Source organism: Alteromonas sp. ABH4_456 (assembly GCF_056160645.1).
The window spans coordinates 156,102-168,501 of the sequence record NZ_JBSWXO010000010.1 but is presented as its reverse complement, the minus strand read 5'-3'; the positions used below and the strand labels follow the sequence as shown (position 1 = coordinate 168,501).

Here is a 12,400-nt window from a genome sequence, read left to right as displayed (position 1 = left end):
AAAGAAGGATGTAGCCCATGTTGACATTATCGCAGTTTCGAAACAGTTACCCGCTGCAACTGGAATGTTCCCTAGCAACGGGAAGCAGTCCGAAAACATTATTGCGGCTGTCTGCGAAATACAATGGCCGTGATCCTTTCAGACGCTTCGTCGAACAAACGGCGACCAGTAACCGGCCAATCCATTTTTTAGGCAATGACCGGAGCCTGGACGCCAGCGTGGCGAACTTAAGTGAGATAAGTAAGCAGATTGCAGACATTGAAGAATGGCTGGGTTTATCTTATCAGGACATTCTGAAAAAGATTTCGGGTGCATACAGTGATACACCGGTGAGTAAAATTTTTGATTTACAGGCACCGGGAAAGTGGGAAGGTGTAACCCGCAGTGAAATGCAGACATTACTGAAAGAGCTGCATTTCTGGGTGGTGTATATCAACGATCTGGACATTGTCCGTAAAGACGTGAGTTCCGCAAAGAGCTTACATTACTTCTTGCGGCGCCATCCGGTAGGAAGTTGTCAGACACTGGCTGATGTTGTGCTGTTAAACAATGACAGCTGGGATCTGGATGAAACCCGCTATCAGGATATTCTGGCTGATTTAATCGCCAGAGATGACGACTGTATTTTGCGCTGGATAGAACAACCTGAACCGGTAGCTCATTTTAATATCCGCTCAAAAGTGCCTTATAACTCCATGCTGACCTGGGTCATGTTGTCGCTGACGTCACGGACCTACGGCTATACCAGTAATTTGTGGGGCACTAAAATTCAGTGGAAAAAACAGGGCTTTAAATTACGCAAAGATGCGAGGCCGTCACCGGTATTTCATTACTATTCCATGCCGTCGGCAGAATTGTCGTGGGGAGAGGGCGATGAAGGGGCTGCGCAGAAAGGTCGCCGTATTTCATTGGTTTACAATGCCAGTGAGCTGGTGGATTACAAAGGCATGCCCTACGAAGAAGGATTCGTTGAACCCTTATCCACATTGAAGAACCGGATAGACAGATTGAATGTGGATATCAGGGAAGGTGACGAGCCCCGTTTCCACCCGCAGGAAGATTATATCGAAATGCCGCCTGAAACCGGACTGTATGCCAAGCATGTCACAGAAGCCTGGTATCAGGCCATCTTACCGTTACTGATCCGCTGGGCCGGTCATCAGAAACGGCTGGATGTGGGACGACATTTGCTGAACCCGGTGCAGTACGACGCCTATTCCACACTGGTCACAGAGGTCGCCACGTCGAATTTGTCAGCGCGCTTTGGTCTCGACAGAAAGCCATGCCAGACCAGTGTTCAGCGTATTGGTAACTGGCTGGACGAATTGCCTTCCAAAGAGCGTTTCGCGGTTGTAGCCAGTGCATCTGAGTGTGCAAACCGCCTTTGTCACTATCTCTTCCCTGACAACCGTCAGGAAGACTAAAATAGCCTGTGCAGCCACTCTTCATGGTGGTTGCACGGACTTATTTGCTATTTTTGGCGTTTTTTTGTCCGTTTATCGTATTTTTCCCGGAGTTTGTATTGCCGTAGAACGGGAATTTGATAGAGTTGTGCAATCTGTCACCGCCTTGTCATTTCTGGCTTGCAGCGGGATAATAACGATAATTCAGGATGCGCTTCATGTCACAACAGTGCTTTCGTATGAAAGGCACCACGCTTACCAGTATTGTACTGGAAGTCCTTCATTTCGAACCGGATGAATTTGACACGCAACTGGCGACGAAAATTGCCAGTGCGCCACATTTTTTCACCCGTTCTTCGCTTATTCTCCATCTCAACGCTACAATGTCGGCAACAGAGTTCGAGTTGCTGGTTGCTTTATGCCGCCGTCATCAGCTACAGCCGATGGCGATAAAGGGTGAAACCGACGGGTTAAAAGCGACGATAAACGATCTTGGTCTGGCTGATATCAGTCAGAGTAAGTTAAGTGAGCGTTCACTGACAGAAGCAAAGCCCGCCGAACCGGAACCGGAGCAGACGCCTGAGCCGGTCACTGAAACCGTAACAATCACCAAAACCACAGAAGTACTTAAGCCGGCAAAAATTGTTGCCCGCCCTGTACGCTCCGGACAGCAGGTGTATGCGGATGGCAGTGATCTGGTGATACTGGGCGCCGTAAGTGAAGGGGCTGAAATCCTGGCGGACGGAAATATTCACGTCTACGGTACCCTGCGCGGTCGCGCGCTGGCGGGCGTAAAAGGTAATACTGAAGCACGAATTTTTTGCCAGAACATGGAAGCTGAGCTGGTATCTATCGCCGGCAGATTCGTGATGCAGGAAAACATACAAAATAAGTGCTGGAAACAACCAGCGCAGGCATATTTAGATGCAGATGCACTTCTTATAGAAGCATTAACCTAACGCAGTGCAGACGCTATTGGGGAATAGTAAATGGCTAAAATTATTGTAGTAACTTCAGGAAAGGGTGGGGTTGGCAAAACAACGTCCAGCGCCGCCATTGCTACAGGTCTGGCACTGGCCGGACACAAAACCGTGGTGATAGATTTCGATGTGGGTTTACGGAATCTTGATCTGATCATGGGCTGCGAGCGACGTGTGGTGTATGACTTTGTTAATGTCATTAATAAAGAAGCCACGCTGAATCAGGCACTGATTAAAGACAAACGTACCGACAACCTGTACATCCTGCCTGCGTCACAGACCAGAGACAAAGATGCACTGACAATGGAAGGTGTCCAGAAGGTACTTAACGATTTATCCGAAGATTATGACTTTATCATTTGTGATTCGCCGGCAGGTATTGAGCAGGGCGCGCAAATGGCACTTTACTTTGCTGATGAGGCTATCGTGGTTACCAACCCGGAAGTCTCTTCAGTGCGGGATTCTGACCGTATCCTGGGTATTTTACAGAGCAAATCTATGCGTGCAGAACAGGGTAAATCAGTGAAAGAGCACTTGTTGCTGACCCGTTATAACCCGCAACGTGTTGCCACCGCAGAAATGCTGAGTGTTGCTGACGTGGAAGAAATTCTGGCCGTTCCGCTGCTGGGTGTTATTCCGGAGTCTGAGGCGGTTCTGAAAGCGTCTAACCAGGGTACACCGGTCATCCTTGATGATGAATCGAATGCCGGTCAGGCTTACTCTGACGCGGTTCGGAGACTGCTGGGCGAAACGGTAGAGCACCGCTTCCTGGACGTTCAAAAGAAAGGTTTCTTTAAGCGACTGCTGGGAGGTAAATAATGGGTATTTTCGATTATCTGCTGAAAAAAGGTAAGCCTAACACTGCCGCAGTAGCCAAGGAACGCTTGCAGATCATCGTCGCCCATGAGCGCCGTAAACGTTCTCAACCGGATTACCTGCCAATGATGCAGCAGGAAATTCTGCAAGTTATCCGCAAATATGTGCAAATTGCTGATGATGATGTATCGGTGCAACTGGAAAACAGTGACGACTGCAGTGTACTGGAACTGAATATCACTCTGCCTGAGAATTAAATCTCAGACGTTATCGAAGTGAAGGGCCTCCGGGCCCTTTTCTTTTATGTGCTTTCTGAGTGCTTCAAAAAATGCCGGAAAATCTGCAAGCAATGTGTCGTAAACCGGCAATATTTCCTCAAGACTGTTTTCAAACCGGTGTTTAAACCGTATGCGGGATGCAGTGCGGTTCAGTGCCATGCTCACCCCGTCCAGTGAGGCATACACATCCAGCCAGCGATTGTTAATCATACTGCCGGTAACCTGCTGCATGCGTGGTGGCATTTGTCCGGTCCGCTGACCCAGCAGGTGGTATCTGTCAGCGCAGAAGTCGTCAAAAGATTGCTGTGAAAATTGCCTCCAGTGGCAAATCAGAAAGTGGTCAAATAACACGTCCAGGGTTATACCGGCAAACCGTCGCCTTTCAGGGCTGAATGTTTTCTTTATGTCCCGTACCCAGGGGTGACTGTCAGTAAATTTATCTACGGCCATGTGATTACGCAGGGCAATATAAACCGGAGCTGGCAGTGAGGTGGTATCCAGTCCTTTCTGAAAATCTCCCAGCAGGTTGCCAAAACAGGAGTCGGGTGTGGGACGGGCAAGAAAAAGGTGAGCGAGATAGTTCATCTGAGGCGTAGTGAATAACAGCCATTCCTGTTAAGGAATGGCTTCACAGTTGTCTCAGCGGTCGTATTTTGCTGCCTGGTCTTTAGCCGGCAGGCTGTCGCTGATAAATGTCCGGATGTCATCGTTGGCGGTTTTCAAATCTTCGTATCGTAAATACATCATATGGCCACTGCGATAACCTTTAAAGCGCAGACGGTCTTTCATTTTGCCACTCGGGTCTAACTGAGTCATGGTGTATTTGGCATCAAAGTAATTGGTGGCGCCGTCGTAATAACCCGACTGAATCATCACGTTCAGGTACGGATTTGTTGCCATGGCCTGACGTAAATCTTTACCGGTGTGATTGTTCTCACGATCCCAGGGATGCACCGGACCAAACATATTGTATTTGGTGTCAGTCACAAACTTCAGATCATTGCGGAGATAGTCGTTAATCGCCGGAGTGAAAGAATGCAGCCAGGATGTCAGTTCAGCGTTGTAGTCCGGCCCGTCACCCAGCTCTTTTTCATCAATACCCAGGTAACGACTGTCCAGCCGGCCAATGGTTTTACCTTCATCACGGAGCAGAGCTTTCCAGAAATACCAGGTGCTGACGTCGAGATTACTTTGTGCAATTTCCTGTTCGCTTAAACCGGAATACGCGGCAAATTGCTTAATAACCTGCTGTTTTTCGGATTCGTCGATCCATGCGCCTTTTGCCAGTGCCGGTAAAAGGGTATTCAGCGTCCAGGTTTCGACTTCCGGAAGAAACGCTTCAAGATCTTTGTTCTGGTATTCAGCCGCCAGTTTTTTGTGAAACCACGCTGCGGCAGCAAAATAGGGCAGGCGGTTAGCGGCTTCTACCGGTCCGTCGCGGTTAATGCCTAATTCTGTAGGAGAGACCAGAATCACGCCGTTCAGGTACATCCACTGCTGTTCCTGCAGCGCCAGCGCCAGTCCGGACACCCGGGTTGTACCATAGCTTTCGCCAATCAGGAATTTTGGTGAGCGCCAGCGGCTCTGACGGGAAACAAATGTATTGATCCACTCTGCCAGATATTTCACATCGGCATTAACGCCAAAGAATTGAGATTTTTGCTGCTCTTTTGACGGCATTTTGCCTTCAGCGTCAGGCAATACGCGGCTGTATCCTGTATTCACCGGATTCACATAAACGATGTCCGCCACATCCAGAATGGAGTAGGGATTGGTTTTCACACCGTAAGGTTGTAAAGGGTAGCCCTCTTCGTCGATATTCAGCACTTTCGGGCCGGTATAGGCGATGTGCATCCACACGGAAGCGGAACCCGGACCACCGTTAAAACTGATCACCAGCGGGCGTGTGGCAGTATCTTTTACGTCATTCCTCTGATAATAAGTATATTGCAAAGTGGCGGTGGGGTTTCCCTCTTCATCCCACACCGGTTGCATACCGGCAGTGGCCGTATAACTGACTTTCTCGCCGCGGATGGTGGTTTTATGCTTGGTTACGGTGGCGGATTCAACCGGAATGCTGCGTTTGGTTTCAACCGTTTGTTCTGCGGCCAGTGCAGGGGGAATGGCCAGTGTTGCTGACACGCCGAGTACCAGTGCCAGTGCGGAGACGGAACGACGAAGTTTCATAGTATTTCCTCTGTCTTTTTGTTGTTAGACGGGCGCTGTAACCGCGCCCTTTGTATTATTGTGACTTCTGTTTTTATTGCTGTTTCAGGCGGTACAGTAAAATGGCTGCCCGCTTGGACTGAGAAGGCAGTGCTTCAAGGTTGCCGGTTTCATTCACAGTATGACCCGCAGAACCGCTCATGCCCAGTCCGTCAATGGCCATTTCAACGTATGCTGAAGTAAAAGATACATCGGCGGCGCCTGCATTCAGCGGGTTGACCGGTGCCACTTTACCCTGACCTAAATCTTCACTGACATTGCTGTAAATTTCCAGCAGGGCTTTGTTACCGTCTGTTGGTGCCAGAGCGGGATATCCCTCACCGAATTCAATGGTACTTTGGGTTTTTGGCAGGGATGCCGCGACGATTTCCCGCATTTTATCTTTCACGTGGTTAACCTGGTCTTCCGAAATAGCACGGATATCCCCGGTGACAATGGTAGTTTCAGCCACTACGTTGTTCTTGCCAAAGGTGGTGCCGCTGTTTGCTTTGCGGTCGTGGGTGACGGCTGTTCCGCCCATGATACGGCCGGGATTATACGTCAGCAGTTCTTCGCTGCGCAGATCCGTATAGAAGGTGTTTAAAATTCGCGAAGCTTCATAAATAGAACCGGCACCCACGTTATCTTTAAAGATTTGAGAGGAATGAGAGGGAACGCCGGTAACAGTGAGCGTCCAGTCGATAGAGCCACGGCGTGAAATGTTTGCTGTGGCGGGGTTACCGTCACCATTTTCAAACCCGATTGCAATATCAGCCCATTTTGCACCGTCGGTCAGGGCCTTTTTCGACAATTCCAGCGGGCGGCCACTCAGTTCTTCATCACCGGTCATGACCACCAGAATATTCATGTTTTTCAGCTCACCGGCATCATGTAAGGCCCGCAAGGCTTGCAAAATAACCACATCACCGCCTTTCATATCAGCAATGCCGGGGCCCCGTGCCTGTGTGTCGCTGATTTTTTCGAAAGTCTGAAACGGGCTGTCCGGTTCGAATACCGTATCGAGATGTCCGATAAGCAGCATTTTTGGGCCCGTCCCGCCATTCAGTTCTGCAACCAGATGTCCGGCACGGCCAAATGCCGAACCGTCTTCAAAACGGGCATCAAAACCCAGTGCTTTGAATTCAGGAATAAGAACATCTGCCACTTTTTTCACACCGGCAAAATTCATCGTGCCGCTGTTAATATTGACGATATCTTCAAGCAACTTCAGGGCTGCGGGATTAGTTTTATCGATGTAGTCAGCGAGTTGCTGCTCTTTATCTGAAAGTGCTGCCATGGACTGGGTTGCAAATAAAGACAGACCGAGCAAAATAGCGTGTTTCTTAAAGCCCTTTTTCATAGTTCCCTTCTTTTCTTGTTGTGTGTGCAGATGCGCTGTGGCGACGTGGTTGTGCGCCACAGTGTAATCTGCCTAAGCTACCCAACAGAGGAACAGAAATGCAAAGCTTTAACGACTAACTTGCGAAAGTCTCCGGTGAAGCTAATTGTCCTCTGCAGCTAATGGGTAAAGTGATATTTCGCTGAAAGTCGCAGATAGCAGGGTAGCGCGTATTTAAATTTTTATTGAACTGTGTAATCTGGAACTCCGTAGCAATGTAAACAGGTAAACATTCAGGTGACCGTTTACCCGGCCCGGTTCACTCCGTTTTGGATGAAATCATCTACCCCCTCAGGATCGCAATGGATAGCATTAAGCTCGTAAAAAATACCAGGGAAGAAACCGCTGTTATTGAGGCGCATATTCGTGAAGTCGCAGGCACTACCGGTGAACTTAAAATACTGGAAGCCGGCTGCGGGCAAAAATGGCCTCTTAAGCTGGAAGGGATCCCCCGTCATATCACCGGCGTTGATATTGATGAGGCTGCACTGGCTCTGAGGCAGCAAATTCACGGCGATTTGCAGAATATCATCACCGGCGATTTGCGCGCTTTGTCTTTACCTGCAGCACATTTCGACGTTATTTATACTTCTTACGTGCTCGAACATATCGAGAATATCGATAAAGTACTGGAGAACTTCGCCTTGTGGCTGAAACCGGGAGGCGTTATCGTGATTAAAGTGCCGGACCGTGACACGGTTTACGGTTTTCTTGCCCGCCATACGCCGCACTGGCTCCATGTTGCCTATTACAGATATATAAAAGGTAAAAAGCATGCCGGTAAGCCCGGTCACATCCCTTATCCTATTGTTTACGATCCTCAGTTGTCCCGCTCCGGTATCAAGGCTTTTTGCGCAAAGCACCAGCTCACGCTATGCAAAGAAATGGGGAAGAATAATTACCTGCGAAAGCGGGCCAAAAAAGATAAGATTGTTCGTGTAGTGGCACAAATGATCAGTAAACTGTCAGGCAATAAGCTGGCCTGGCATTACAACGACATTATTTTTATCATTCAAAAACCAGCCAGTTAGTGCCATTATCCGGCTAACTGTTATGCGTGTTCTCAAGGGACACGCATGATGCCTTTTATCCATCATAGTCTTACTCAGGAGCACGTCATGGCTGTTCATGAAATCAAGCACCCGTTAATCCAGCATAAAATCGGTCTGATGAGAGAAGCGTCGGTCTCGAGTAAAGATTTTCGTGAATTAGCCAGTGAAGTAGGCAATCTGCTGACTTACGAGGCCACACGTGACTTGCCCACAGAAACAGCACAAATCGAAGGGTGGACCGGTGAGAAACTCAATGTTGAACAGATCAAAGGAAAGAAAATCACTATTGTCCCTATCCTGCGCGCTGGTCTGGGTATGCTGGACGGGGTACTACAGTTAATCCCGAATGCCCGTATCAGCGTGGTGGGGTTATACCGGGACGAGCAAACCCTTGAGCCAGTACCTTATTTTGACAAGGTCGTAAAAGATATTGATGCCAGGACCGCGCTGATTGTCGACCCCATGCTGGCCACCGGGGGCACGCTCATCGCGACTATCGATTTGCTGAAACAGAAAGGGTGTGAGCACATCATGGGGTTATTTCTGGTTGCTGCTCCAGAAGGGATTGAAGCTGTACAGAAAGTGCACCCGGATGTTGATATTTATACGGCATCCATAGATGAGCGGCTGAATGAGAAGGGGTACATCCTGCCTGGACTGGGGGATGCCGGCGATAAAATTTTCGGCACGCGGTAACAAATTGCTTAAAAGGACTTACCTGAGCTGATTTCTCTCTTATCTACGAATTCCAAAATGGTGCAAAAGAATCATTAATTTGAATAACTATGCCCAGTGCGGATGCTTTATTTACCTTCCAGTACCACGTTACTGACACAATTTGACGGGTTATACGATCAAAGGTGTCAGTATTTCCTCCTTTTAATTCTGTATTTCAACGCAGCATTAACGCCAGAGTTGTTAATTTTATCCCTATATTTAATATTTATTGATATATACATCCTAAAATTGGCCAGGTGTTACACTGTATCAGTATATCTTTGCCTCCTGTGCAATTTCATTAACGGTGCATCAAATGAGTGCGAATTATTCTTTAGTATAAAGTAAGCTAATTTGCACATAAGAATTTTTTATGCATTTTAATGTGCATAAACATTTTTAATTTCTGCATAAGTGACAATATTTATAAAACTTATATGTTGATCGTTTGTAAATAAGTCTTTCTTATGTTCGTAACGCGCTGAATTTACGAATATAAATCTTTATTCCCTTGTTAAAAATTCCATGCGAATAATTATTCTCTGATAAAAATTACTTAAATCAATGTTTTAGGTACGGCATGTGCAATACCTCTCCTGCAACAAGCACATTTACTGAGTAAAGCTGAAAAATAAACCGCGCCAGTTCTGTAGTCGGACGCACCTCAAATAATCAGCAGTTGAAAGCAAGCACAGCTTAAACAGGAGATACACATATGAAGGTGAACACCCCATTCCCCACCCGAAAACTTTATCTGGCGGTAGCGATTGCGAGCAGTTTGTCATCCCAGGCCTTCGCACAGGAAAGCGAAACGTCTGTACCGGCAGCAGAAGAACAAAAAGTTGAGTCCATTCAGGTGACCGGTTCACGGGTTTCCCGTGACGGTTACGATACCCCTACACCGGTTGCATCAATGTCTGAAGAAGATATTAATACCTTCGCACCCAACAGTGTGGCTGACTTTGTCAACACTATGCCGTCGGTATCAGGCAGTTCCACAGCCTCAACCAGTTCCGGTTCACTGAGTAACGGTGCTTCCGGTATTGCCGCATTAAACCTGCGGGCACTGGGAACAGGCCGTACACTGGTATTATTTGATGGTCAGCGTTCTGTGGTATCAGCGTCAACCGGTCAGGTCGACACAAACACATTCCCTCAGTCGCTGATCAAGCGCGTAGAAATCGTTACCGGCGGTGCCTCTTCTGTTTACGGTTCTGATGCCATCTCCGGGGTGGTGAACTTCATTCTTGATAAAGAGTACACCGGTTTTAAATCGCAGGTGGAATACGGCGAAACGACTTACGGCGACCGTGAAAACAGCAAAATCGTACTGACTTACGGTTCTGAACTGGGCAACGGCGATGGCCACCTGTTACTCAGTGGTGAGGTCTTCCGTGCTAACGGCATTCACTATACCACCCGTGATTATGCCGAGCAGGGCAACGTGGCGATGATCAATCCGGACACATCTGAAGGCGCGCCGTATTTCTATACCGGCAGCGGTATCGGTATTTCTAACTACACCCCGGGCGGTTTAATTGCGTCAGGCCCGCTGGCCGGCACATACTTCGGTGTTGACGGTGCGGTAGGTCAACTGGCAACCGGCGCAACATCCGGACAATGGATGCAGGGCGGCGACTGGGAATACACCACGTCGGGTATGCTCGGCACAAACTCTCTGGCAGCAGACCTCGACAGGAAAAACCTGTTTGGACGGTTAAGCTGGATGTTCGGTGAAACCGAAGTGTTCCTGCAAGGTTCTTACGCCGAGTATGAAGGCTTAAGTTACTACATAAATCCCACTACGAAAGGTGTGACCATTTACGCGGACAATGCGTATCTGCCTGAGTCTGTGGCTACCCAAATGGCTACCCTGGGACTGGATAGTTTCTCTTTGAATACCAGTAACGTGGATATGCCGGCATCAGGTTCGAATAACAAACGTGATACCACCCGTATTGTTGGCGGGGCAAAAGGTGAATTTGCACTGTCTGACAAGTACTTCCTGTGGGATGTGTATTACCAGCACGGTAAAACTAATACCGACGAACATATGACACCGACCTACAATACCTCACGTTTATCTCTGGCGACAGATGCTGTGGTTGACCCGGATACCGGTAATATTGTGTGTCGTTCTACGCTGACTGATCCTACAAATGGCTGTGTACCGCTGAACCGGATGGGTGTTGGCGTTGCAAGCGAAGAAGCACTGGCTTATGTACTGGGCCAGCCGCGTCGTAAACAGGAGTTTATCCAGGACGTTGCGGCAATTAACTTCAGTACATCCGATATCGACGGTTGGGCGGGCCCCATTTCTCTGGCTTTCGGTGTTGAGTACCGTAAAGAAGAAATGGATGGCTCGGTCGATGAGGAATATTCATCAGGCTGGAAGTACGGTAACTATAAAGTGACCGAAGGTTCTTACAATGTAAAAGAAGCCTACCTGGAAGCCCTGGTGCCGGTTATTGAAGATTTAGATTTTAACGGCGCTGTACGTTATACCGATTACAGTACCTCCGGCGGTGTGACCACCTGGAAAACCGGTTTCACATGGTCGCCAATTGACGATGCGACTTTCCGCATCACCAAGTCTAAAGATATTCGTGCACCAAATTTGTCTGAGCTTTATGCCGCAGGTACGGCACGTTCTAACTCGGTCACCATCAACGGCGCGTCTGTGCCTATGGTACAGAACCTTCAGGGTAACCCTAATGTGTCTCCGGAAGAAGCGGATTCATTTGGCTTAGGTGTGGTGTTACGCCCAAGTTTCCTGGAAGGTTTCTCTGCAACCATTGATTACTACGAAGTGGAAGTTGACGGTGTTATCGGTTATGTCACAGCAGATACTACCGCTGAATACTGTGTAGAGTACAGTGTTCAGAAGTACTGTGACAACATGATTTATGATGAGTCAGGTACGCTGCAAACCATTAACCTGCTGTACGACAACCTGAACTCCATGTCTGCTAAAGGTGTGGACTACGATGTGACTTACCGCTTCGCTATGGGCGATCTGTACAGTGGTATTCCCGGTGACGTAAAACTGCGCTTCCTGGCCACCAATTATCTTGAAGCCATCACCGATGACGGTACTACCGCCATTGACCAAGCGGGCTCAAACGCAGGCTCAACGCCGGACTGGAAGTTTCGTGCTTCTGTCACTTACGACCTGGACGATATGCGTTTTGACTTAACTGCCCGTGGCATCAGTGAAGGCACGTTAAGCAACGCATACATTGAGTGTTCAACAGATTGTCCGGTAAGCAGCGCGCCTTACTACACCATTAACGACAATACCGTAGCCAGCAAAGTGTTCTTCGATGCCTACGCATCAAAAACATTCAGCTTTGACAACACCGGTGACTTTGAACTGTATCTGCAAATTAAGAATCTGTTCAATACCGATCCTGCGGTTGTTACTTATCCGGCTTATCAGGGGTCTGAGAACCGTCCGGGCTATCTGGCAACAAACCGTTCTTTATATGACGTACTTGGCCGCGAATTCAAAATTGGCTTCCGTGTGAACATGTAATCAATGCCCGCAATG

At 48.3% G+C, this 12,400-nt stretch carries 10 protein-coding genes; 7 read left to right on the top strand and 3 right to left on the bottom strand.

Going from position 1 to position 12,400, the window contains the following annotated elements; translation table 11 throughout:
• Window positions 1-17: 17 nt before the first annotated feature.
• The 4 genes from ACXAG2_RS15780 (at window position 18) to minE (ending at window position 3,456) form a co-directional block, all read left to right on the top strand.
• Window positions 18-1,424, top strand: a complete 1,407-nt coding sequence (locus ACXAG2_RS15780) for a zincin-like metallopeptidase domain-containing protein (RefSeq protein ID WP_474842747.1) — start codon at window positions 18-20, stop codon at window positions 1,422-1,424.
• A 197-nt stretch (window positions 1,425-1,621) separates the two neighbouring features.
• On the top strand, window positions 1,622-2,362 hold the full coding sequence (gene minC / locus ACXAG2_RS15775; protein ID WP_474868482.1) for a septum site-determining protein MinC: 741 nt from the start codon (window positions 1,622-1,624) through the stop codon (window positions 2,360-2,362).
• A gap of 30 nt (window positions 2,363-2,392) precedes the next feature.
• Window positions 2,393-3,202 (top strand): septum site-determining protein MinD, encoded by an 810-nt coding sequence (gene minD, locus ACXAG2_RS15770; protein WP_119502091.1) that lies wholly within the window; start codon window positions 2,393-2,395, stop codon window positions 3,200-3,202.
• Window positions 3,202-3,456 carry a cell division topological specificity factor MinE gene (gene minE, locus ACXAG2_RS15765; RefSeq protein ID WP_119502090.1) on the top strand — a complete coding sequence of 85 codons (255 nt, stop codon included), beginning with the start codon at window positions 3,202-3,204 and terminating at the stop codon, window positions 3,454-3,456. The genes minD and minE overlap by 1 nt, the downstream gene beginning before the upstream one ends.
• 3 nt (window positions 3,457-3,459) lie before the next feature.
• Here the strand turns inward: minE and ACXAG2_RS15760 are convergent, their stop codons facing one another.
• From ACXAG2_RS15760 to ACXAG2_RS15750, 3 genes are all read right to left on the bottom strand, one after another.
• Window positions 3,460-4,062 carry an acyl carrier protein phosphodiesterase gene (locus tag ACXAG2_RS15760; protein WP_474868479.1) on the bottom strand — a complete coding sequence of 201 codons (603 nt, stop codon included), beginning with the start codon at window positions 4,060-4,062 and terminating at the stop codon, window positions 3,460-3,462.
• 54 nt (window positions 4,063-4,116) lie between these two features.
• Window positions 4,117-5,664 carry a S10 family peptidase gene (locus tag ACXAG2_RS15755; protein WP_474868476.1) on the bottom strand — a complete coding sequence of 516 codons (1,548 nt, stop codon included), beginning with the start codon at window positions 5,662-5,664 and terminating at the stop codon, window positions 4,117-4,119.
• Window positions 5,665-5,737: 73 nt separating this feature from the next.
• The gene (locus tag ACXAG2_RS15750; RefSeq protein WP_474868472.1) at window positions 5,738-7,042 is read right to left on the bottom strand and encodes a M20/M25/M40 family metallo-hydrolase; all 1,305 of its coding nucleotides are present in this window, start codon (window positions 7,040-7,042) and stop codon (window positions 5,738-5,740) included.
• A gap of 341 nt (window positions 7,043-7,383) precedes the next feature.
• On the opposite strand from ACXAG2_RS15750, the gene ACXAG2_RS15745 reads away from it, so the two are divergent.
• The 3 genes from ACXAG2_RS15745 to ACXAG2_RS15735 all read left to right on the top strand — a co-directional run bounded on the left by ACXAG2_RS15745 (window position 7,384) and on the right by ACXAG2_RS15735 (window position 12,385).
• A complete protein-coding gene (locus tag ACXAG2_RS15745) occupies window positions 7,384-8,112 on the top strand; it encodes a class I SAM-dependent methyltransferase (RefSeq protein ID WP_474868470.1) in 729 nt (242 codons plus the stop codon).
• An 87-nt stretch (window positions 8,113-8,199) separates the two neighbouring features.
• Window positions 8,200-8,829, top strand: a complete 630-nt coding sequence (gene upp / locus ACXAG2_RS15740; RefSeq protein ID WP_349588219.1) for a uracil phosphoribosyltransferase — start codon at window positions 8,200-8,202, stop codon at window positions 8,827-8,829.
• A 736-nt stretch (window positions 8,830-9,565) separates the two neighbouring features.
• Complete coding sequence (locus tag ACXAG2_RS15735) at window positions 9,566-12,385, top strand: TonB-dependent receptor plug domain-containing protein (protein WP_474868466.1); 2,820 nt, start codon at window positions 9,566-9,568, stop codon at window positions 12,383-12,385.
• The last annotated feature ends 15 nt before the right edge of the window (window positions 12,386-12,400 follow it).